General features: G+C 71.0%; 24 protein-coding genes. 15 read left to right on the top strand and 9 right to left on the bottom strand.

Annotated elements, in window-relative coordinates:
* The first annotated feature begins 75 nt into the window (after positions 1 to 75).
* The 7 genes from OHS81_RS09025 to OHS81_RS08995 all read left to right on the top strand — a co-directional run bounded on the left by OHS81_RS09025 (position 76) and on the right by OHS81_RS08995 (position 5,400).
* A complete protein-coding gene (locus tag OHS81_RS09025) occupies positions 76 to 954 on the top strand; it encodes an STAS domain-containing protein (RefSeq protein ID WP_328384105.1) in 879 nt (292 codons plus the stop codon).
* Positions 951 to 1,364 carry an STAS domain-containing protein gene (locus OHS81_RS09020; protein ID WP_129293879.1) on the top strand — a complete coding sequence of 138 codons (414 nt, stop codon included), beginning with the start codon at positions 951 to 953 and terminating at the stop codon, positions 1,362 to 1,364. The genes OHS81_RS09025 and OHS81_RS09020 overlap by 4 nt, the downstream gene beginning before the upstream one ends.
* A 64-nt stretch (positions 1,365 to 1,428) precedes the next feature.
* The gene (locus OHS81_RS09015; RefSeq protein WP_328391004.1) at positions 1,429 to 1,818 is read left to right on the top strand and encodes an anti-sigma regulatory factor; all 390 of its coding nucleotides are present in this window, start codon (positions 1,429 to 1,431) and stop codon (positions 1,816 to 1,818) included.
* Positions 1,803 to 2,828, top strand: coding sequence for a SpoIIE family protein phosphatase (locus OHS81_RS09010; RefSeq protein WP_328384102.1), 1,026 nt, complete (start codon positions 1,803 to 1,805; stop codon positions 2,826 to 2,828). The genes OHS81_RS09015 and OHS81_RS09010 overlap by 16 nt, the downstream gene beginning before the upstream one ends.
* Positions 2,825 to 4,138 carry a PP2C family protein-serine/threonine phosphatase gene (locus tag OHS81_RS09005; protein ID WP_328384100.1) on the top strand — a complete coding sequence of 438 codons (1,314 nt, stop codon included), beginning with the start codon at positions 2,825 to 2,827 and terminating at the stop codon, positions 4,136 to 4,138. Before OHS81_RS09010 ends, OHS81_RS09005 begins: the two co-directional genes overlap by 4 nt.
* 209 nt (positions 4,139 to 4,347) lie before the next feature.
* The gene (locus tag OHS81_RS09000) at positions 4,348 to 4,758 is read left to right on the top strand and encodes an ATP-binding protein (protein WP_328384099.1); all 411 of its coding nucleotides are present in this window, start codon (positions 4,348 to 4,350) and stop codon (positions 4,756 to 4,758) included.
* A 168-nt stretch (positions 4,759 to 4,926) separates the two neighbouring features.
* A complete protein-coding gene (locus OHS81_RS08995; protein WP_328384097.1) occupies positions 4,927 to 5,400 on the top strand; it encodes a MarR family winged helix-turn-helix transcriptional regulator in 474 nt (157 codons plus the stop codon).
* 3 nt (positions 5,401 to 5,403) lie between these two features.
* Here OHS81_RS08995 and OHS81_RS08990 read toward each other — a convergent pair whose 3' ends face one another.
* Positions 5,404 to 5,754 carry an STAS domain-containing protein gene (locus OHS81_RS08990; RefSeq protein ID WP_328384095.1) on the bottom strand — a complete coding sequence of 117 codons (351 nt, stop codon included), beginning with the start codon at positions 5,752 to 5,754 and terminating at the stop codon, positions 5,404 to 5,406.
* Positions 5,755 to 6,308: 554 nt separating this feature from the next.
* Here OHS81_RS08990 and OHS81_RS08985 point away from each other — a divergent pair.
* On the top strand, positions 6,309 to 7,469 hold the full coding sequence (locus OHS81_RS08985; RefSeq protein WP_328384094.1) for a PP2C family protein-serine/threonine phosphatase: 1,161 nt from the start codon (positions 6,309 to 6,311) through the stop codon (positions 7,467 to 7,469).
* A gap of 165 nt (positions 7,470 to 7,634) precedes the next feature.
* On the opposite strand, the gene OHS81_RS08980 is transcribed toward OHS81_RS08985, so the two are convergent.
* Positions 7,635 to 8,501 (bottom strand): AraC family transcriptional regulator, encoded by an 867-nt coding sequence (locus OHS81_RS08980; protein ID WP_328384092.1) that lies wholly within the window; start codon positions 8,499 to 8,501, stop codon positions 7,635 to 7,637.
* Between the two features lie 235 nt (positions 8,502 to 8,736).
* On the opposite strand from OHS81_RS08980, the gene OHS81_RS08975 reads away from it, so the two are divergent.
* The 7 genes from OHS81_RS08975 to recX all read left to right on the top strand — a co-directional run bounded on the left by OHS81_RS08975 (position 8,737) and on the right by recX (position 13,602).
* Positions 8,737 to 8,901, top strand: a complete 165-nt coding sequence (locus OHS81_RS08975; protein WP_164992943.1) for a hypothetical protein — start codon at positions 8,737 to 8,739, stop codon at positions 8,899 to 8,901.
* Complete coding sequence (locus tag OHS81_RS08970; protein ID WP_328384089.1) at positions 8,898 to 9,164, top strand: DUF4190 domain-containing protein; 267 nt, start codon at positions 8,898 to 8,900, stop codon at positions 9,162 to 9,164. Before OHS81_RS08975 ends, OHS81_RS08970 begins: the two co-directional genes overlap by 4 nt.
* 150 nt (positions 9,165 to 9,314) lie before the next feature.
* Positions 9,315 to 9,485: a hydrophobic protein gene (locus tag OHS81_RS08965; RefSeq protein ID WP_086716166.1), complete on the top strand. Its 171-nt coding sequence runs from the start codon at positions 9,315 to 9,317 to the stop codon at positions 9,483 to 9,485.
* A gap of 494 nt (positions 9,486 to 9,979) precedes the next feature.
* Positions 9,980 to 10,174 carry a DUF3046 domain-containing protein gene (locus tag OHS81_RS08960; protein WP_088800389.1) on the top strand — a complete coding sequence of 65 codons (195 nt, stop codon included), beginning with the start codon at positions 9,980 to 9,982 and terminating at the stop codon, positions 10,172 to 10,174.
* A gap of 195 nt (positions 10,175 to 10,369) precedes the next feature.
* Positions 10,370 to 11,545: an AI-2E family transporter gene (locus OHS81_RS08955; RefSeq protein ID WP_328391002.1), complete on the top strand. Its 1,176-nt coding sequence runs from the start codon at positions 10,370 to 10,372 to the stop codon at positions 11,543 to 11,545.
* A 272-nt stretch (positions 11,546 to 11,817) separates the two neighbouring features.
* Positions 11,818 to 12,939, top strand: coding sequence for a recombinase RecA (gene recA, locus OHS81_RS08950; protein ID WP_328384087.1), 1,122 nt, complete (start codon positions 11,818 to 11,820; stop codon positions 12,937 to 12,939).
* Positions 12,940 to 12,945: 6 nt separating this feature from the next.
* Positions 12,946 to 13,602 carry a recombination regulator RecX gene (recX, locus tag OHS81_RS08945; protein WP_328384085.1) on the top strand — a complete coding sequence of 219 codons (657 nt, stop codon included), beginning with the start codon at positions 12,946 to 12,948 and terminating at the stop codon, positions 13,600 to 13,602.
* Positions 13,603 to 13,698: 96 nt separating this feature from the next.
* Here the strand turns inward: recX and OHS81_RS08940 are convergent, their stop codons facing one another.
* From OHS81_RS08940 to OHS81_RS08910, 7 genes are all read right to left on the bottom strand, one after another.
* Positions 13,699 to 14,076 carry a rhodanese-like domain-containing protein gene (locus OHS81_RS08940; RefSeq protein ID WP_328384083.1) on the bottom strand — a complete coding sequence of 126 codons (378 nt, stop codon included), beginning with the start codon at positions 14,074 to 14,076 and terminating at the stop codon, positions 13,699 to 13,701.
* The gene (locus OHS81_RS08935) at positions 14,073 to 14,615 is read right to left on the bottom strand and encodes a cysteine dioxygenase (RefSeq protein ID WP_328384081.1); all 543 of its coding nucleotides are present in this window, start codon (positions 14,613 to 14,615) and stop codon (positions 14,073 to 14,075) included. The genes OHS81_RS08940 and OHS81_RS08935 overlap by 4 nt, the downstream gene beginning before the upstream one ends.
* A 76-nt stretch (positions 14,616 to 14,691) precedes the next feature.
* A complete protein-coding gene (locus tag OHS81_RS08930; RefSeq protein WP_311624691.1) occupies positions 14,692 to 14,778 on the bottom strand; it encodes a putative leader peptide in 87 nt (28 codons plus the stop codon).
* Positions 14,771 to 16,669: an FAD-dependent monooxygenase gene (locus tag OHS81_RS08925; protein ID WP_328384079.1), complete on the bottom strand. Its 1,899-nt coding sequence runs from the start codon at positions 16,667 to 16,669 to the stop codon at positions 14,771 to 14,773. Before OHS81_RS08925 ends, OHS81_RS08930 begins: the two co-directional genes overlap by 8 nt.
* A gap of 214 nt (positions 16,670 to 16,883) precedes the next feature.
* Positions 16,884 to 17,819 (bottom strand): amino acid ABC transporter permease, encoded by a 936-nt coding sequence (locus OHS81_RS08920; protein WP_328384077.1) that lies wholly within the window; start codon positions 17,817 to 17,819, stop codon positions 16,884 to 16,886.
* 73 nt (positions 17,820 to 17,892) lie between these two features.
* Positions 17,893 to 18,540 carry an amino acid ABC transporter permease gene (locus OHS81_RS08915; RefSeq protein WP_328384075.1) on the bottom strand — a complete coding sequence of 216 codons (648 nt, stop codon included), beginning with the start codon at positions 18,538 to 18,540 and terminating at the stop codon, positions 17,893 to 17,895.
* A 130-nt stretch (positions 18,541 to 18,670) separates the two neighbouring features.
* Positions 18,671 to 19,579, bottom strand: coding sequence for a glutamate ABC transporter substrate-binding protein (locus OHS81_RS08910; protein ID WP_328384074.1), 909 nt, complete (start codon positions 19,577 to 19,579; stop codon positions 18,671 to 18,673).
* Positions 19,580 to 19,597 lie beyond the last annotated feature (18 nt).

The raw sequence follows: 19,597 nt of genomic DNA, 5'->3' as shown, positions 1-19,597 counted from the left end.
GACCGGCCCGCCGCAACCGCAGGGTGAACCGGCCCGAGGCAGCCATCCGGGCCGGCCGACCGAAAGGACGATGAGTTGGGATCCGCTGAGGTTGCCGCACGTGAGCGCGTCATGAGCGTGCTGCGCGAAGAGGCCGATGAGATCTCGGACCGTTGGGTGCAGTTGCAACTGGCGCAGCCGACGCTGGACGGGGAGGTGAGCGAGGCCGAGCTCGGCGAGGAAGCCGATGCCCTGGTCAGCGCCCTGCTCTCCGGCCTGGACCGAGGTCTGCCGGTGGAACACGTGGTCACCTCACACGAGGAGATTCATCAAGCCGTATCCGAGATCTCCCTGCGGCGCGCCCGCCGGGGCGTCTCGCCCACCGCGACGTCGCTGGCCGTGATGTCGCTGAAGGAAGCCCTGCTGAAGGCCGTTCAGCGGCACACCCGTGACGGTGAGGGCCTTTTCCACAGTGCGGTGCTGATCAACCGCCTCCTGGACAGCGCCGGAGCACTCACCTTCGAGATCTTCGTGGAGGGCCGGGAAGAGATCATCCGCCGGCAGAGTCAGCAGCTGCTGGAGGTGTCCACCCCGGTCGTCAGGCTGTGGCGCCAGGTTCTGGCCGTCCCGCTGATCGGCACGCTCGACACCGCACGCACCCAGGTGGTGATGGAAAACGTGCTCCAGGCCATCCAGGAGCACGAGGCGCTGGTCGCCATCATCGACATCACCGGTGTACCCACCGTCGACACCGCCGTCGCCCAGCATCTGATGCACACGGTCAATGCGGTACGCCTCATGGGCGCGGACTGCATCATCAGCGGTATCCGGCCGCCGATCGCCCAGACCATCGCCCAGCTCGGCATCGACCTGTCGACGATCATGACCCGGGCCACCCTGGCCGACGCCCTGGGAGAGGCCGTGAAACTCACCGATGCCGCGCCGTCGAAGTCCGCCCCCCTGGCACAGCGGTGAATGTCCCCGCCTCGGCCGGTGTGCCGATTCTGCGACTGGGCGACGTCCTGGTCACCGGGCTCCTCAACGAGCTCGACGACAAGACGGCCGTGGCGTTCACCGAGGAGCTCACCGCACGCATCACCGGTGACCGGGCGCGCGGGGTCCTCATCGACATTTCCCGGCTGGAAATCGTCGATTCCTTCGTGGCCCGTACTTTGATGGAGCTGACCACCATGGCACGGCTGCTGGGTGCCCGGGTGATCGTCGCCGGGATGCGGCCGCCGGTCGCCATCACCCTGGTCGAGCTGGGGCTGCAGCTGACCGGGGTGGAAACGGCACTCAACGCCGAGCACGGCATGGCCGCGCTGGGCTGGCATCAGAGCCTGCAGCCTTCCGAAGGGGTGCTGCGTGAGTTCGGCACGGAATAGTGATCACGCGGTGGGCCTCGCCACGGCCGCCCGGCACGTCCCCGGCGCGGAGGGCAGCACATCGGTGCACCAGGTGCGGACCGAAGAAGACCTGCTGACCGTTCGCCACGCCGTACGGGCGGCCACCGTGCAGGCCGGTTTCAGCATCGTCGACCAGACGCGTGTGGTCACTGCCGCCAGTGAGCTGGCACGTAACGCCTACATCCACGGCGGAGGGGGCACCGTGACCATCGACTGCCTGATGTCGGCCGACACCGCGGGACTCCGGCTGACGATCACCGATGACGGTCCCGGCATCGCGGACGTCGGCGCCGCACTGACCGACGGCTTCACCACCGGCGCAGGGCTCGGCCACGGTCTGGGCGGCGCCCGGCGGCTGATGAACGACTTCGAACTCCACTCGGCTCCGGGACAGGGCACGACCGTGATCGTCACGCGATGGGCGAGTCGTTGACGCTCCCCTGCCCCCGGCCGACGGCACATATCGTCGTGGACCACTACAGCGCCGTGCATCTGGCCGCCGAAACCGCACGGGCGGTCGCCGGGCAGTGCGGGCTGCCGGGAGCGCTGCCCGACCGGGCCGCGGTCATCGCCTCGGAACTGGCCAGCAATCTGGCCAATCACGCGACCAATGGTGCGCTGTTCATCCAGTCCCTGCCCCTGGGCGGCGGCATGGAGATCGTCGCCGCGGACCACGGGCCCGGCATCGGCGAACTGCAGCAGTGCCTCACCGACGGCTACACCACCGGCAGCACCCTCGGCGCCGGCCTGGGAGCCGTGAAACGGATAGCCACCACCCTCACCATCCGTACGGCGCCGGGGGACGGAACCCTCGTCAGCGCCCGCCTCACCGCCCCTGACGAGACCGCCTCGGCGGACCAGGAAGCAGGCGCCATCTGCGTACCGGCAGACCGTGAACAGACCAGCGGTGACGGGTGCGCCCTCGCCGATCACGGCTCCGCGCGCACCGCACTCGTCGTGGACGGCCTCGGCCACGGACCGCACGCCGCCGAGGCCGCCCAGGTGGCGCTGCGGTCCTTCCACCGCGGACCGGACGCGCCCCTGCCCGAGATCCTCACCGGCCTGCACCGGGCACTGCGCCGCACCCGCGGGGCGGCCGTCGGTCTGCTGCGCCTGCACCCCGAACGGGCGGAGTACTGCGGCGTCGGCAACGTACGCGTCGTGACGCTGACCTCGCTCGGCCCGGGCCACCGGCTCAGCGGTCAGCCGGGAATTGCCGGACTGAACATGACGCCACCGCATGTGCGAGCCTTCCCCGTACCGCCCGGCGGCACGGTACTGCTCCACTCCGACGGCGTCGACCACCGCTGGGCCCAGGCGCCCTCGGCCTTTGTGCGCCGCCTGCCCCCGTCCCTGCTCGCCGCGTCCCTCGTCCACAGCCACCGCCTCCCCCGCGACGATGCGACCGTGCTCGCCGCCCGTCCCCGCCAGAGACTTCCGTGACCCCCCACACCTTCCACGACCTGCCGGCCCTCCGCTCCGCCGTACGGCGGATCTGCGAAGCGCACCGGCTCCCCTCCCGGACCGGAGGGCGCCTGGTGCTCTCCGTGTCCCAGGTGGCCGGCGCCGCCCTGCGCGCCGGCGGTCCCGTCCGCCTCGAAGCCGCCGAGCAGACCGCTCCGGGCGGCACCGCCCTGCTGGCCGTCACGCTGCACGCCGCACCGACGCCGGCCCCGCCGAGCTGGGCCCACCTGCCGCTGCCGGGTCAGGCCACACCCGACGGCGTGGTCGCCTGGCACCTGCCCCTCGGCGAGGAGCAGGCCGGGCCCGCTCCCAGTGCCGGCGCGCACGGCGCAGTGCCCGGCCAGGCCGGGACGCGCGAGGCGGAGACCGCCGAGGCGTACGAGGCACGGATCGCGGCGCTCGAAGGCGATCTCACCGCGGCCCTCTCCCGGGCGGACACCCTCTCCACCGAACTGCACCGCCTCAAGGACGAACTCGCCGAGACCAACAGCGGCGTGCTCGCCCTCTACGTCCAGCTGGAGGAGCGGGACGAACAGCTACGGCGGGCCCACGGCCAGACCCTGCGGGAGCTGGAGGACGCGCTGCGTCCCTCGCCGCTCAGCGTGGAGGGCCTGGAGTTCGCCGTCCACTACGAGCCGGCCGGCACCGATGCGCCCACGGGGGGCGACTTCTACGACTGGCTCAGTCTCCCCGACGGCACCGTGCACATCACCGTCGTCGATGCGCTGGGACACGGTGTGCGCAGTACCCGCAGCGCGCTCAACGTCACTCATGCCGTGCGCACCCTGGCGCTCGAAGGCCACCCGCTCGAATCCATCGTCGCCCGTACCCACGACATCCTGGCCCCGTTCGACCCCGAGATCATGGCGACGGTGCTGCTCGCCCGTATCCACCCCGACACCGGTGAACTCCGCCTGGCCAACGGCAGTCATCCGCCGGCCCTGCTGGTGCGTGCCGACGGAACCTCCGACTATCTGGAGGTCCGCGGCCGGGGTATCGGCTTCCCGCTGCCGGGGAGCGAGACCGTACGGCGCGACACCCTGCACGAGGGCGACCTTCTGGTGCTCTACACCGACGGCCTGACCGAGAGCCGGCGCGACCCCATCGAAGGCGAGGCGCGCCTGATCAAGAGCGCCCGGGCCCATGCCCGCCGACCGGTGGACGACATCCCCGGCGCCGTCGCGGAGGACATGCACACCGTCATCCTGCACTCCGACGACACCCTCGCCCTTGCCGTCCGCCGGGCCCGGCGGGACGCCTCGCGGGCGGGGGCGCGGACGCAGGCGTGACCGGCCCGGCCCCCGCTGCTTCCGCCGGCCGCCAGGGGCGCCGGGTACAGTCGGCCACCCGCGTCCTCGGTTGCCCGGCCGCGCTGCCCACCGGCACGCCAAGTTCCCCGTTCCGCAAGGGTTCTGCTGGGTAGACGCCTCACGAACACCTGATGACGCTTGCTGCACACCAGCCGAACGAGGCGTTCCACTGACCGGGGTGAAAGCTTGTGCACCATCCTCTTGCGACGGACGACCCCTCAACCCCGCCCGCCCGGGACCTCTGCAGTCCGGGCACGGCGGCAGATGCCCGCGACTTCGCCAGAAGCTTCGCCGACCTGCTCCATCCGGCGCCGGCTGCCCGGACCACCCAGAACCTGCTGCTGCTGGTGTCCGAACTCGTCACCAACGCACTGCGCCACGCGGGTGCCGTCACGGCGCTGCGTCTCACCGCGGATCAGGACACCATCCGGATACGCGTCGAGGACGCCAGTCCCGCCCGGCCGACGGAGCGCAGCCCCGACCTGACCGGCCGCGACGGCGGCTTCGGCTGGCCCCTGGTGTGCGCCCTGGCCCGCGAGGTCACCGTCGGCCCCCGCCCCGGCGGCGGCAAGATCGTGCAGGCCGCTCTCGCACGCTGAAGACGGCCCCGGTGCCGGGCCGCTGACGTGCCCGGGGCCGTGTGATCCCGGGAGAAGCGGGCAGGGCACAGGGACCGTGCGCCTGCGGACGCTCCTCGGATGGCCCCGAGCCCTGCCTCCGCAGGGCGCACCGCACCTGTCGTCGGACCGTGGGAACGGGATGCGTCCATGCAACGCCACAGCGCCGGAGGGCCGGCAAAGACACTGCGCGAGGCCGCGGAACAACTGGCCGCCGCCGGTGAGGCGATCACTGCCCTGATGCGGGACGCGGCCGACCCGGTGGAACCGCGGCTCTCCCCGGGCGGCCTGAGAGTGCTGTCCGTGGTCTCGGTGTGTCCCGGGCGGAACCTGACCACGGTGGCCGCCGCCGTGGGTCTGGGGCTGCCGCGCGCCAGCCGGGTCTGCGCCGCACTGGAGTCCGCCGGTCTGCTGCTCCGCCGCCCGACGGCCGCCGACCGGCGCGAGATCGGGCTGCAGCTGAGCACTGAGGGCGAGGCGTTCCTGGAGCGCTTCCGGGCGACCCGGGTGGACCGTATGGCGGCGGTGCTGCGCCGGATGCCGACGGACGAACGGGGCGCGCTGGTCGCGGCGTTGGGCGAGCTGGCCGTCGCCGTCGCCGCCGTCGGCTCCGAACGCAGCTGAGGTTCAGGCGTCGAGCGCCGCGCGGACGGACCCGTACAGCGGCAGCACCGTGTCGAGTCCGGTGAGTGTGAAGAGCCGTTCCAGAACGGCGGAGGGGGTCGCGAGGCGCAGCGCGGGGCCCAGTGCGTCGTGCGCCTGGATCAGGACGTTGACCGTCGTCGAATCCGCGAACGAGACGTCCGACAGGTCGATGACGACCGGGCCGGCGCCGTCCTGCGCCAGTTGCTGCAGGGTGGCGTCGAGCGGCGCGACGGTGTCCAGGTCGAGCGGTCCGGCGACGGTGAGGATCACCGCCCCCTGCTCCTGTCGTGTGTCGATCCGCAGGGGCCGGCCGCCATGGGGCTGGGACAGCACGATGAACCTCGCTGTAGGGGCTGACGCTTCGTGAATGGACAGGTCCTGGGGGTGCGGCACCGCCAAGGATAGAAGTCATAGTTGCCGTTTGACAACATTCACCATAAGGCAACAATCTGTTCCCGATACCTGGCAAGACGGCCGCGCCCGGCGCGGCTTGGGGACGAGAAGCGGCCTGAGACCCGCTACGTGCTGTCAGACACACGAGCGTGGCCGCCGACGACGCGTGGGCCGTCACTCTCATCTGCGAAGGGGGAGGAGGCCGCCGCGTGGAACGCTCTGCGTCCCGCCGCACGGCGGGCGACGGCCGCCGATTCCCTGTGCCCGAGAACTGCGGCGGACACCCGTATGCGCGCTGCCGCAGGCCTCTGGGCCGGGGCCTCGCCCCGCGGCGCCGCCGGCGGCCCGGAGGCGGTGAGGGCGGCCGCGCCCGCGCGCTCGCGGGCAGGCGGCGAACCAGTGAAACGGGTCACCCGGTCACTCTGTCATCCGGCGCGGTCCCCAGCCAGCCCCCGCCTTTGCGTCGTCCGTGGACGAAGAATGCCTGAGAGACCGTGACTCAACGCTGTGATGTGGAACGAGCACTGCGGGCGTCGGCCCCGCACGCTCTGGTGGACACGCTTCGTGCGGTGCTCACCGAATCGTATGGAGCGCTCTGTGTGCAGTTGCTGCTCGCCGACTACGGGGCAACGGCGCTCACCCCCTTCGGTGCGCCGGGCACGCCGGGCGCATCGATCCCGGTGGCGAACAGCGTCGAGGGCAGGGTGTTCGGGAGCCAGGAGCCCCGCCGGCAGGTCCGGCAGGGCGATGTGGTCGAACACCACCTGCCGGTATCGGTCCGGGGGGAGCGCACCGGCATTCTCACCGTGCGGCTGCCCGTCGAGCGGTCCGTCCCGCACACGGTCGACGACCTGGTGTACGCGGCGGAACTGCTCGGCCACGAACTCCTGGTGGCCGAGCGCGACACCGATGTCTACCAGCGGGCGCGGCGCATCAGCCGGCTCACGCTGGCCGCCGAGATGCAGTGGCAACTGCTGCCGGCCCGGGCCTGTTCCGCCGCCGAGTACGCCATCGGGGCCCAGTTGGAGCCGGCCTACGCCATCCACGGCGACAACTACGACTGGGCCTCGGACGCCCACGAGCTGACCCTCTCCGTCACCGACGGCATGGGTACGGGCGTCAACGCGTCGCTGCTCACCCACCTCGCCGTCAACGCACTGCGCAACGCGCGCCGGGCCGGCATCGGCATCGCGGACCAGGCGGCACTGGCCGACCAGGCCCTCTACGCCCAGTACCGCGGCAGCGCGTACGTCTCCAGCCTGCTGTTGCGGTTCGATCTCACGACCGGCCGGGTGCAGGCGGTGGACGCGGGATCGCCGCAGCTGTGGCGGATGCGCGGGAAGGCGGTCGAGCTCATCGACCTCGATCCGCAGATGCCGCTCGGCATGTTCGAGGAGACCCAGTACGTGGCGAAGGAGTTCGAGGTACTGCCCGGAGACCGGCTCCTCATCGTCAGCGACGGGGTGTACGCGGCTCTCTCGCCCGAGGGGGAGGGGTACGCCCAGCGCGCTCTGGCCCGGGCCCTGCGCGCCGGCTTGCTGCTGCCCGCCGCCACCGTGCCCCGCGCCGTGCTCCGCCACCTGGCCGAGTTCCGCGCCGCGGAACCCCTGGACGACTCCCTGGTGTTGTGCGTCGACTGGTTCGGCAAACCGTAGGCGGTGGGGGATCGGCACACCGTGGGCGGTGGGGGATCGGCACACCGTGGGCGGCGTGGGGGAGGCGCCCCGGGGTGCGCGCGTGTCCGGCGCGGCACGGCGGCCCGGGACCGAGCCCGGACCGCCGTGCCGTGGTGCCGTGCTGTCGTGGTGCGGTGGCGCCCCTCAGGCGGCGGACCGCTCCACCGGAATCCACAGCTCCGCCTCCGCCTGCGCCCCGTCCTGCGACAGGCGGGTGCGCAGGATCTCCGGCCCCTGCCTGCTCTGGTACGGATTCGACGGGAACCACTGGGTGAACACGTCCCGCCACATGAACTGCAGCGTCTGCGGGAACGGGCCGGAGCTCTCGAAGACGGCCCACATCCCCGCCGGGACGGGGAGGGCATCCATGTCCTCGGGCACCTCGGCGCAGGTCACCACGCCGTGGTAGTAGTCGAGTTCCGTCCCCTCCGCCCGGCTCGGATCGAGCTGGTCGCTCACCGCGATGATGCCGTCCGGCTCCTGGTCGGACAGTGCCGTGATGCGCTGCAGCGTCTCGGGGCCGATGCCCCGGATGAACTCGGCGATCGCCGGGTTGACCCCTGTGTGCACCAGCGGGACGCGGGCCTTCTTGCCGACCACACGGAACTCTTCCTTCTCCACGATCCGGTATCGCATGCTGCTACTCCCCTCGACGATGAGACGGAAGGACATCCGAGGCTGGGAGTGCAGAGCCGCACCGGTCCGCCTGGCCTCACCCGGGCCGACCCCGTGCATACTGCGGAACGCCCGGGCAAAGGCCTCTCCCGAGCCGTAGCCGTAGCGCATCGCGACCTCCAGCAGCGTCCGCTCACCGGCGAGCACTTCGGCGCCCGCCACGGTCAGCCGCCGGCGCCGGATGTACTCCGACAGCGGGATGCCCGCCAGCGCAGAGAACAGCCGGCGGAAGTGGTACTCCGACGTCACTGCCATGTGCGCGAGACGGGCCACGTCGATCTCCCGGTCGAGATGCGACTCGATGTGTTCCATGGCCTGGTTCAGCCGCTCCAGCATCTCGGCCTCCTTCCCTTTCGGTGCTCACGTTAGGAAGCGGCCGGGCTGCCGGACCCGACATCCTGTGCCCGGTCCGATCGGGTCGGGGAGCGGTGCCTCCCCGGATCGTCCGGAACCGACCCGGTGGGATGCGGCCGGTCTGGGTACGCGGGCGAAAGCGGCACCGCAAAGGCGCAGTTGGAGCCCGCGAGGGCTCGCCGCTTCCTTGCCGTCCCACTCATGGGAAAGGTGCATCATGCTCTTTCTGGTCGTAGCGCTGTTCCTCTTCGGTGTGCTGATGGGGACCGCGGGGCACGTCCCCGTGCCCGTCACCGTCGTCGCCTCTCTCGCCATCGTGGCCTGGCTGGTGGTCTTCTTCACCAAGGAACGCCGTAAGGCGGCGAAGGGGGGCGGCCGATGACCTCCGCCCGGATCCCCGTCAGGACCGGACCGCATCCCCAGGCCGACCGGATGGCCGTCGCCGGGTTCGTCTGCGGTCTGCTGGGCGCCCTGGCGTTCAACATCGTGCTCGGCCCGTGCGCGCTGTTCTTCGGTGCCGCGGCCCTCTACCGGGGAACCGTCCGCCGTCTCCGCGCCTGCCTGGGCCTGGCGTTCGGCGCCCTCGATCTCGTGCTGCTCGTGGTGCTGTCCTCCCGGAGCGGGACCCTCAGCTGGCACCTTTAGGGCCTCCGGGCCTGCCGACGAAATAGATCTTGTCAGGTGAGCAATTCCTGATGCCCCGGGAACCGGCTGAGAAACACATAAGTTCGGGAGGTTGGGGGAAATGCCGCGGGGCACACGATGCCTCACACGACGCCTCGGAGGTTGATAACTATGGTCCCCCTGCTTCTCGTACTTCTTCTCGCACTTCTTCTCTTCGGTGCCGGATTCGCATTGAAGGCCCTGTGGATCGTGGCGGTCATCGTGCTCGCCGTGTGGCTGCTGGGATTCGTGCTGCGTTCCGCGGGCGCCGGCGGTAAGCGTGGCCGGTGGTATCGCTGGTGAATTCATGGCACGACATCCTCGTCCTGCGGGTGGGGGCCGGACCTCGGTGTCCGGCCCCACCCGTGTGTGAGGGCACCTCCTCCCGGAGGTGAGGAAAGAACCCAAAGATCCGTCCGAATTACTCGGGAGGCGCGAGAGCGGCCTTCTTCCCGGGCCGGAAATTCGAGAATGCGGCGGCTTTTCTCGCTGTTCTGCTTACCGCCCGTTCCTGCCGCCCGTTCCTGCCGCCCCTCCCTGCTGTACGTCCCTGCTGTACGTCCCTGCCGTCCGTCCCGTCCCGGGGATATCCGCGCTCCGGACACCTCGGGATTCCCCGGCTTGCCGGGGTTTGCCGGCCCGGCGCCGGTCGTCGGTCCGGGCCGGTTGCCGGCCCGGGCATGGCGGGGTGGGCCTTACTCTGCGTACATCCCTGCGTGAGCGTGCGGGACATGCGAAGGCATGCGGGCAGAACATGCAGCGGACCTACAGGTCACAGCGGGTACGGAGCGGAACTCATGCGGTTGACGATCTTCTGGCAGCGGATGGCGGACCACTTCGGTGCGGCGTATGCCGACTCCTTCGCGCGCGATCATGTGATGGCGGACCTCGGCGGCCGGACCGTTCATGAGGCGCTGGATGCGGGGTGGAGCGCCAAAGAGGTGTGGCGGGTGGTCTGCTCGGTGATGGACGTGCCGCCCGAAAAGCGCTGAGAGGGGCCGGGCGCGAGGCTCTGACCTGGGAAACAAGCGAGCCCGGCGGCCCGGCGCCGCGGGCGGAGGCACGGGCCAGGACCCGGGGTGCCGCAGCTGTGCGCGACACTTGGCTCCGTGCCCGAGTCAGATGAGATCATCAGCAACGACATCCCACGCCCCGAGGGCCGTCCTGAGGACCGGTCCGATGCGCGGATGCCGCGCTGGCTGCCGCGCGCCATGGTGCTGGCGCTCGCTCTGGTGGCCTGTTTCCAGCTCGCCACCTGGGGATTCCACCAGCTGATCACCCTGCTGCTGAATGTGCTGATCGCGTTCTTCCTCGCGCTGGCCGTCGAACCGGCCGTCGACTGGATGGCGGCCCGGGGCATGCGGCGCGGACTGGCCACGGGCCTGGTCTTTCTGAGCATCCTCGTCGCCGCGGCCGGGTTCTTCGCCCTCCTGGGCTCCATGCTGGCCGGCCAGATAGCCAACATGGTGGAGGAGTTCCCGCAGTATCTGGACTCCGTCATCAGCTGGATCAACAGCACCCTGCACACCCACCTCTCGCGGGTCGAGGTGCAGAACAACCTGCTGAAGTCCGACTGGCTGCAGAAGTACGTCCAGGACAGCGCCAACAACGTCCTGGCCGTCTCCGCGACGGTGCTGGGCAGCCTGTTCAACCTGCTGACGGTGGCCCTGTTCTCGTTCTACTTCGCCGCCGACGGCCCCCGGCTGCGGCGTGCCCTGTGCTCGGTGCTCCCGCCGCACCGCCAGACGGAGGTGCTGCGCGCCTGGGAGATCGCCGTCGCCAAGACCGGCGGTTACCTCTACTCCCGCGGCCTGATGGCGCTGATCTCCGGTGTCACCCACTATGTCCTGCTGCAGGTCCTGGAGGTGCCCTACGCCCCGGCGCTGGCCATCTGGGTGGGGCTGGTCTCCCAGTTCATCCCGACCATAGGCACCTACCTCGCGGGCGCACTGCCCATCCTGATCGCGTTCACCGTCGACCCCTGGTACGCCCTGTGGGTCTTCGGTTTCGTCGTGACCTACCAGCAGTTCGAGAACTACCTCCTGCAGCCGCGGATCACCGCCAAGACCGTGGACATCCATCCCGCCGTCGCCTTCGGCTCGGTCGTCGCCGGCACGGCCCTGATGGGCGCGGTGGGCGCACTGATCGCGATCCCGGCCACGGCGACGCTGCAGGCGTTCCTCGGCGCATACGTCAAGCGGTACGAGGTCACCGACGACCTGCGGGTCCACGGCAGGCGCCGGCGCGGTGCCGGCGCACTGGCCCGCTTCCGGCGGACCCTGCACGACGAGCAGCCCTCGGCCCCGCTGGAGGACCGGAAGGCGGCCGGCGGTGTCCAGGAGGACGGCGAGGGCGTCCGCTGACCCGCGCGGCGCAGGGCCCCGGGGTGCTGCGCACGGCCGGGAGGCCGTAGCGGACCGGACTGCTGCGCACGCCGGGAGCCGCGGCGGCGACGCGCGGGGGTACCGCTTGACACCAAAATCGAACATCCATTCTCATGGGAGATCCGGCCTGTGTCCTCGGGCTTTTCCGTGGAGTTATCCACAGGCCGGAGCCGGGTCCGGGCGCATTGTCAGTGGCAGGCGTTAGCGTCATGGACGTGAAGCGATCGACTCAAGCAAATCGGGTGGAACCCATGGCAGGCACCGACCGCGAGAAGGCGCTGGACGCCGCGCTCGCACAGATTGAACGGCAATTCGGCAAGGGCGCCGTGATGCGCATGGGGGAGCGGCCGAACGAACCCATCGAGGTCATCCCGACCGGATCCACCGCGCTTGACGTCGCCCTCGGCGTCGGCGGCATCCCCCGCGGCCGCGTTGTCGAGGTCTACGGCCCGGAGTCCTCCGGTAAGACGACCCTGACCCTGCACGCCGTCGCGAATGCCCAGAAGGCCGGCGGCTCCGTCGCGTTCATCGACGCCGAGCACGCCCTCGACCCCGAGTACGCCAAGAAGCTCGGCGTGGACACCGACTCCCTCATCCTGTCCCAGCCGGACAACGGCGAGCAGGCCCTGGAGATCACGGACATGCTCGTCCGCTCCGGCGCCCTCGACCTCATCGTGATCGACTCCGTCGCCGCCCTGGTGCCGCGGGCCGAGATCGAGGGCGAGATGGGCGACTCCCACGTCGGCCTCCAGGCCCGGCTGATGAGCCAGGCGCTGCGCAAGATCACCAGCGCGCTCAACCAGTCCAAGACCACCGCGATCTTCATCAACCAGCTCCGCGAGAAGATCGGCGTGATGTTCGGTTCCCCGGAGACCACCACCGGTGGCCGTGCGCTGAAGTTCTACGCCTCGGTGCGCCTCGACATCCGCCGCATCGAAACCCTCAAGGACGGCACGGACGCGGTCGGCAACCGCACCCGCGTCAAGGTCGTCAAGAACAAGGTCTCCCCGCCCTTCAAGCAGGCCGAGTTCGACATCCTCTACGGCCAGGGCATCAGCCGTGAGGGCGGCCTGATCGACATGGGTGTGGAGCACGGCTTCATCCGCAAGTCCGGTGCTTGGTACACCTACGAAGGCGACCAGCTCGGCCAGGGCAAGGAAAACGCCCGCAACTTCCTCAAGGACAACCCGGATCTCGCCAACGAGATCGAGAAGAAGATCAAGGAAAAGCTCGGTATCGGGGTGAAGCCGCAGGACCCGGCGGCGGAGCCCGGCGCGGACGCCGCGGTGGCGGCGGGCGAACCGGCTGTCGCAGCTCCGGCACCGGCGGCCAAGGGCACCAAGGGTTCCAAGGCCGCCGCGGTCAAGAGCTAGCCCGCCATGACGCGGCGAACGGAATGGCCGGGCTGCGAGGACGACACCAGCAGCGCTGCCGGCGACGCCGAGACCCGTCAGGGCCGCAGGGGCCGTCATGGCCGGGAGAGCAGCGGTGGTCCCGACGCGTCGAGGGCCGGGTCGGGACCACCGCGTACGCCCGAGGAGCAGGCACGGGCCATCTGCCTGCGCCTGCTCACCGGGAGCCCCCGTACGCGCAAGCAGCTCGGGGACGCCCTGCACCAGCGGGGCATCCCCGAGGAGGCGGCGGAAGAAGTGCTCTCCCGCTTCGAGGACGTCGGACTGATCGATGACGCGGCATTCGCCGACGCCTGGGTGGAGTCCCGCCATCACGGGCGCGGCCTGGCCCGCCGCGCCCTGGCCCGTGAACTGCGTACCAAGGGTGTGGACTCCGCCCTCATCGATGTGGCCGTCGGCCGCCTCGACTCCGAACAGGAGGAGGCCACCGCCCGCGAGCTGGTCGACCGCAAACTGCGCTCCACGCGAGGCCTGGACCGCGAAAAGCGCCTGCGCCGTCTGGCCGGAATGCTGGCCCGCAAGGGGTACCCGGAAGGCCTCGCCCTCCGGGTGGTCAGGCAGGCCCTGGAGGAGGAAGGCGAGGACCCGGCACTCCTGGAGGAGCACTGTCTGCCGGACACGTGAGCAGAGCAGGCCGAGGCCATGGGGGTGGGGGAGGGGTGGGGGGAGAGAAAGACGGCGAAGGAGCCGCCGCCCCCTTACCTCCCACAGCCCGCCGTCTCACCCCACCGGCAACCCGGCCCCCCGCCAAGCCTGGAATCCGCCCTCCAGGTCGGTTGCCCGGTGCAGGCCCAGCTCGCGCAGGGAAAGTGCCGCGAGGCTCGATGCGTAGCCCTCGTTGCAGACGACCACGACCGGCAGGGCGTGATGGGTCGCTTCCGGGGCGCGGTGCTCGCCCGTCGGGTCGAGCCGCCACTCCAGCTCGTTGCGCTCCACGATCAGTGCGCCGAGGATGAGGCCGTCGCGCTCCCTCAGCTCCGCGTAGCGGATGTCCACCAGCAGCCCGCCGGATTCCTGGACGGCGGCGGCCTCCCGCGGACCCACCCGGTGCCCCAGCTCGCGCCGGGCACGGGCCAGCAGCTCGTCGACCGCGCTCATGTCCACTCCTCGGGCTGCTCGACCGCTTCGAGCCGCAGCAGCGGCCCGGTGCGGCTGTAGCGGCGCATCAACGGCAGCGGCGGGTAGTAGGCGTGTACCGACACCGCATGGGTCTGTGGGGAGAGGTTGAGCACCTGATGGACATGGTGCGGGCCGAACGCCCGGCCGCGGCCGTCGCTGAGCTTGCGCTCCCGGTCCACACCGTCGGCGAGCTCCAGGGTCTTCCAGCCCTCGGCGGGGAGCTGAGCGGTGAGCGACTGTTCCGTCAGCTCGCCCGCGGCCGTCGCGAAGGCGCCGTGCGAGCCGCCGTGGTCGTGCCAGCCGGTACCGGTGCCGGGCGGCCAGCCGATCAGCCAGGCCTCACTGCCGCCCGGCCCGTCCAGCCGGATCCAGGTACGGCCTTCGGGGTCGAGCGGGAGCGAAGCGATGAGCTCCGGGTCCGCGGCGGTGCGGTGGGCGAAGTCGAGAAGTTCACGGGCGCCGGGCCCACCGTCATGGCCGGTGGCACGCGGGCGCGCAGGGGTACGTACGTCGGGCACGGAAACCGTCCTGGGTGATCGCGAAGAGGCGCGGCTGCCGGAGGGGCAGGCGGCCGCGCGGGGAAGGAGCTGCGGATCAACAGGACGGACGACACATACAGCCCGCATAGCGGAGCAGGTCGAGATGGACCCTCCGCCAGAATCGCGAGCTGTGATCAGTCACCCTCGGAGTGAAGCATGGACGTTCGCGGAGGGTCAACCGCGCAAGCCCGGCTCTCCGCGGCTCCGCCCGCCCCGTACTCACCCTCCCCGGCGCCACTCGCCCCGGCTCCGCCCTCCCCGGGCTCACCCGCCCCGGCTCCCGCTCCCCCCTGCCCGGCTCCGCCGTCCCGGGACCCCCCGGAGTCGCCGGCCCCCTCGGGCCGCCGTTCTCGGCCGGGCTCCGCCTCCTGCCCGGACACCCTGCCGCGTACCGCGTCCGCACAGGCGGCCATCTCGGCCGGGCGGACCCCCGACAGCGCGGTGACCAGATGGCCGTCCGGCCGTACGAGCAGCACGGTGTGCGCGGCCGCACCCGGATAGGCCTCGGTGACCAGGATCTCGGCGGCCATCGGCAGGGCGCCGACCGCGTCGGCCAATCGCGGCATCAGGCCCGCCGACTGCCAGTGCCGCCGGTCCCAGACACCGGTACCGGGTGCCACCAGCACCACCAGGAGGCCCTTCCCGAGCCGGTCGCGCAGCCGGACCACCGAGCCGTCGGACGCGGTCACCGGCACATCCGTGACGGCCGCGCCGGGAAGCGTCTCGACGACGGGGCCCCCGGTCACGGGCGGCGCGAGCGGGGTGCGGGCGTACACCGGCGGCGCGCCCAGCGGGCCGCGGCTCAGATGACCATCGGTGAGCAGGGTGCTGCGGCCGCGCACCGCGCCCGGGAGCACGGTCCGCCAGCGGGCCGACCGGCCGTCGCGCAGCAGCGGCAGCGCCTGGTCCGCGGCGCGCAGCCGGGCCGCGACCGCGCCCCGGCGCTCGGCCTGGTAGCTGTCGAGCAGTACCTCACAGGCGCCGTGGTGCCAGGCCAGGCCCAGCTTCCAGGCGAGGTTCTCGGCGTCCCGCAGCCCCTCGTCCAGGCCCTGGGTGCCGAGGGCGCCCAGCAGATGGGCGGCGTCCCCGGCGAGGAAGGCGCGGCCCTGGCGCCAGCGCCGGGCCAGCCGGTGGTGGACGGTGTGCACACCGGTGTCGAGGAGTTCGTACGGCGGGACCAGCCGCCCGTGGCCGCGCCCCCGCGCGGGCGCCGCGCCGCCGTCCGCGCCGTCCGCGTCCGCCGGGGATTCGGTGGTCCAGCCGGCCAGTGAGTCGCGGATCCGGGCGACCAGCGCGTCCGGTGTGACCAGTTCGCGCCCCGGTGGCAGCAGCCAGTCCAGCCGCCAGATGCCGTCGGGCAGCGGGCGGGCGGACACCTCGCCGCCCGGTCCGCCGCCGTGCCGGGGCGGCGAGCGGTGCAGCAGTGCCTCGCCGGGCCACGGGAGCTCGCAGCGCAGCGCGGCGACCGCATGCCGTTCCACTGCCGTACGGCCCGGGAAGCGGATGTCCAGCAGCTTGCGGACCGTCGAGCGGGGGCCGTCGCAGCCGATGAGGTAACTCCCGCGCCACCACGTTCCGTTGGTGCCGCGGGTGAGGGCGCTGACGCCCTGCTCGTCCTGTTCGAGGCCGGCGAGCCGGCTGCCGGTGACGATCTCGGCGAGCTTTTCGCGGGCGAGTGCGGCGCGCAGCGCGCGGGTGAGGGCATGCTGCGGCAGATGGACCGGGGACACGGCGGTGGCGGGGGCGGCGCCGTCCGGGGTCGGCGGGACGAAGGCGATGCGTTCCAGCAGGCGCCGGCGGCGCATCGTGCGCCAGGCCGTCCACCGGGTACCGGCGCTCTCCAGGGTGTCGGCACAGCCGAGACGGCCGACGAAAGCGGCGGTGTCCTGGTGGAGCACGGCGGTGCGGGCGGGCCGGGTGTCCTCCTGGCCGGTGGTCTCGTCGAGGACGACACTGGGCACGCCGAGGCGGGCGAGGGCGAGGGAGAGGGAGAGGCCGACCGGGCCGGCACCGACCACGATCACCGGGTCCACGGCGCAGCTCCCCGGGGCCGCTGGTACGTACGGGACAGGCGGAAACTGGCAGTTGGAACCCGGTGCGTGATCACACAGCGTATGCAACCCACTGCGGCCGCTCGCGTCAAGTGACGGAGGCGGTGGCAGCGGTGCCACCGCCTCCGGACGGTCTCATCTCAGCCGCGCGGGCCGGCGCGCCGTCAGGGCGGCGCGGGGGCGCAGCGGCCGGAGCTCAGTCCTGCGGGGCCGCCGGCTTGTCCGGTACCGCGTCGGCAACCTCCATCGCGTCGCCGGCCGCCACCGGCTCGCCGGCCGCGGCCACCTTGATGCCCGTCCTGGCCCGGCTGCCGCGCCGCTCGATCCAGTTGGCGAGGGAGGACAGCGCCAGGCACATCGCGACGTAGAGGGCACCGGTCACGATGATGAACGGCACGTAGGTGTCATTGCCGTTGACGAGGATGTTGGTGCTCATCTGGCGGGCGGTGAAGAGCAGTTCCTCGAAGGTGATGATGTAGCCCAGCGAGGTGTCCTTCAGGGTCACCACGAGCTGGCTGATGATCGTCGGGAGCATCGCGCGGACGGCCTGCGGGAGCAGCACCGTCGTCATGACCTGGGTCTTGGTCATACCGAGTGCGTAGGCGGCCTCACGCTGTCCCGCGGGGACGGAATTGACGCCGGCCCGGAGCACCTCGGCCTGGACCGAACCGTTGTAGACCGTCAGCCCGATGACCAGTGCCCAGAACTGCGGCCCGTCCTCGCCGAGGCCGAGGGCTTCGCGGTTGGTCAGGAGCGCCACCCACAGCGCGTAGATCGTGATCAGCAGCGGGACGGCGCGGAAGAGCTCGATGAAGCCGGTCGCCAGCCAGCGGACCGGCTTGTGGTCCGACAGCCGCGCCACCGCCAGCAGCACGCCCAGGACCAGCGACAGCACCGCCGCGACCGCGAAGACCTGAAGTGTCGTCAGGACGCCGTCACGGATGTTGGTCCGCACTCCGGCGTTGTTGAAGATGTTCCACACCTCGGGTTCGAGCTGGCCCTTGGTGTTGAGCCGGACCACGGCGAACACGAGCAGTCCCAGCATCGCGAGCGCACCGCAGACGCCGTAGATGCGGTTGCGTGTCTTTGCCTTCGGCCCGGGTACGTCGTAGAGAACGCTGGCGCCGCTCATGCCCTTACCTCACTAGTTTCCGCCCCGCCTGCGCGCGGCACCCACGTCGTCCCGTCCGGCCTCCCGCGTCCGTTCACCGCACGACCCCCATCCGGCGCTCCAGCACCCGGAAGGCGCCGCTGATGGCGAAGGTGATGACGAGGTAGGCGAGCGCCGTCCACAGGAAGATCCAGGCGATCGCGTACCCCTTGTCGTTGAGCAGCTTGGAGACGTTGAACAGCTCGCCGTACCCGAACGCTCCGGCGATGGCGGAGTTCTTCGTCAGCGCGATGAAGATGCTGCTGAGCGGTGCCAGCACGGTGCGCGTGGCCTGGGGGAGCACGATCTCGCGCAGCGTCTGGGAGAACGTCATGCCGATGCTGCGCGCGGCCTCCGCCTGGCCCAGCGGCACGGTGTTGATGCCGGACCGCACCGCCTCGCAGACGAAGGAGGAGGTGTAGAAGCCGAGGGCCAGGGTGGCCAGGATGTACGGGCTGGCGCCGCGGAAGAGCACCTGAGGGACGACGAAGAACGCGACCAGGAAGAGCAGCGTCAGCGGGGTGTTGCGCAGCACCGTGACCCAGGCCGTGCCGAAGGCGCGCAGCGGCGGGACCGGAGACACCCGGAAGCCGGCTATGGCAACGCCGAGGACCAGGGCGAGCAGCGCGCTGGACGCGGTGATCGCCAGGGTTCCGAAGAACCCGTCCCGGAACTCGGGCAGGTAATCGAGGAGTACGTTCATGGGGTCTCCGCGGTAGCGGTCGGGTCGACGGCGGGAAGAGGATCAAAGGGGGCGGGCGCGGAAGACACCGCGCCCCGTACACCCGCCGCGGCGGGCGTACGGGGCGGCGCGGTCCGGCGGGCGGGGTGCCTCAGTCGCGCGGAAGCGGGGTCTCCGGGGCCTTGAAGGGCGAACCCGACTTGCCGAGCGTGCCCTTGTAGGCCTTCTCGTAGTCGCCGTTCTTGATGTGGTTCTCCAGCGCCTCGGTGATGGCGGTGCGCAGGGCCTTGTCGTCCTTGCGCATACCGACGCCGTAGGGCTCCTTGGTGAACGGCTTGCCGACGACCCGGAGCTGGCTGGGGCGCTGTGCCGCGTAGCCCTTGAGGATCGCGTCGTCGGTGGTGACCGCCTGCACCTGGCCGTCCACGAGGTTCTTGACGCAGTCCGAGTACTTCGACTGCTCGCTGGTGTTCGCGCCGTACCTCGGCTTCTTGATCTCCTGCAGCGGAGTCGAGCCGACGATCGAGCAGACCTTCTTGCCCTTGAGGGATTCCGGGCCGGTGATGGACTTGTCGTCCCTGCGCACCAGGAGGTCCGCGCCGGCGGTGTAATACGGGCCCGCGAAGCCGACCTGCTTCTTGCGCTCGTCGTTGATCGTGTAGGTACCGACGTAGTAGTCGACCTGGCCGTGGGAGATGGTGGTCTCACGGACGTTGGAGTCGATCGTCTTGTACTCGATCTGCTTCTCGGAGAAGCCCAGGTCGGCGGCGACCATCTTGGCGATCTCGATGTCGAAGCCGGAGTATTTGCCGGCGGTGTCCTTGAAACCCAGGAACGGCTGGTCGGCCTTCACCCCGATGACGATCTTCTTGGCCTTCTGGGCCTTCTTCAGCACCGGGGAGTCGATTTTCGGTGCCGAGGCGACCTTGTAGGTGCCGCTGAAGACCTCTCCGCCGGCCGGCTTGTCGCCCGCCGTTCCCTTCTCGCCGCCGCACGCAGTCGCCGTGGCCGCCAGCGCGAGCACCACCGCACCGGCCGCAGCCGTTTGACGAATCCTCATGGTGAACATCCTTTGGTT

Source organism: Streptomyces sp. NBC_00400 (assembly GCF_036048035.1).
Classification (GTDB): Bacteria; Actinomycetota; Actinomycetes; order Streptomycetales; family Streptomycetaceae; genus Streptomyces.
This window is presented reverse-complemented; position numbering and strand designations above follow the sequence as displayed.

What these genes read in the sequence shown, in the direction of transcription:
- OHS81_RS09010 (WP_328384102.1), top strand. Translation starts at nt 1,803, where the DNA reads ATGGGCGAGTCGTTGACGCTCCCCTGCCCCCGGCCGACGGCACATATC.
- OHS81_RS08995 (WP_328384097.1), top strand. Translation starts at nt 4,927, where the DNA reads ATGCAACGCCACAGCGCCGGAGGGCCGGCAAAGACACTGCGCGAGGCC.
- OHS81_RS08980 (WP_328384092.1), bottom strand. Translation starts at nt 8,501, where the DNA reads ATGCTGGAGCGGCTGAACCAGGCCATGGAACACATCGAGTCGCATCTC.
- OHS81_RS08975 (WP_164992943.1), top strand. Translation starts at nt 8,737, where the DNA reads ATGCTCTTTCTGGTCGTAGCGCTGTTCCTCTTCGGTGTGCTGATGGGG.
- OHS81_RS08970 (WP_328384089.1), top strand. Translation starts at nt 8,898, where the DNA reads ATGACCTCCGCCCGGATCCCCGTCAGGACCGGACCGCATCCCCAGGCC.
- OHS81_RS08965 (WP_086716166.1), top strand. Translation starts at nt 9,315, where the DNA reads ATGGTCCCCCTGCTTCTCGTACTTCTTCTCGCACTTCTTCTCTTCGGT.
- OHS81_RS08960 (WP_088800389.1), top strand. Translation starts at nt 9,980, where the DNA reads ATGCGGTTGACGATCTTCTGGCAGCGGATGGCGGACCACTTCGGTGCG.
- OHS81_RS08955 (WP_328391002.1), top strand. Translation starts at nt 10,370, where the DNA reads ATGCCGCGCTGGCTGCCGCGCGCCATGGTGCTGGCGCTCGCTCTGGTG.
- recA (WP_328384087.1), top strand. Translation starts at nt 11,818, where the DNA reads ATGGCAGGCACCGACCGCGAGAAGGCGCTGGACGCCGCGCTCGCACAG.
- recX (WP_328384085.1), top strand. Translation starts at nt 12,946, where the DNA reads ATGACGCGGCGAACGGAATGGCCGGGCTGCGAGGACGACACCAGCAGC.
- OHS81_RS08940 (WP_328384083.1), bottom strand. Translation starts at nt 14,076, where the DNA reads ATGAGCGCGGTCGACGAGCTGCTGGCCCGTGCCCGGCGCGAGCTGGGG.
- OHS81_RS08920 (WP_328384077.1), bottom strand. Translation starts at nt 17,819, where the DNA reads ATGAGCGGCGCCAGCGTTCTCTACGACGTACCCGGGCCGAAGGCAAAG.
- OHS81_RS08915 (WP_328384075.1), bottom strand. Translation starts at nt 18,540, where the DNA reads ATGAACGTACTCCTCGATTACCTGCCCGAGTTCCGGGACGGGTTCTTC.
- OHS81_RS08910 (WP_328384074.1), bottom strand. Translation starts at nt 19,579, where the DNA reads ATGAGGATTCGTCAAACGGCTGCGGCCGGTGCGGTGGTGCTCGCGCTG.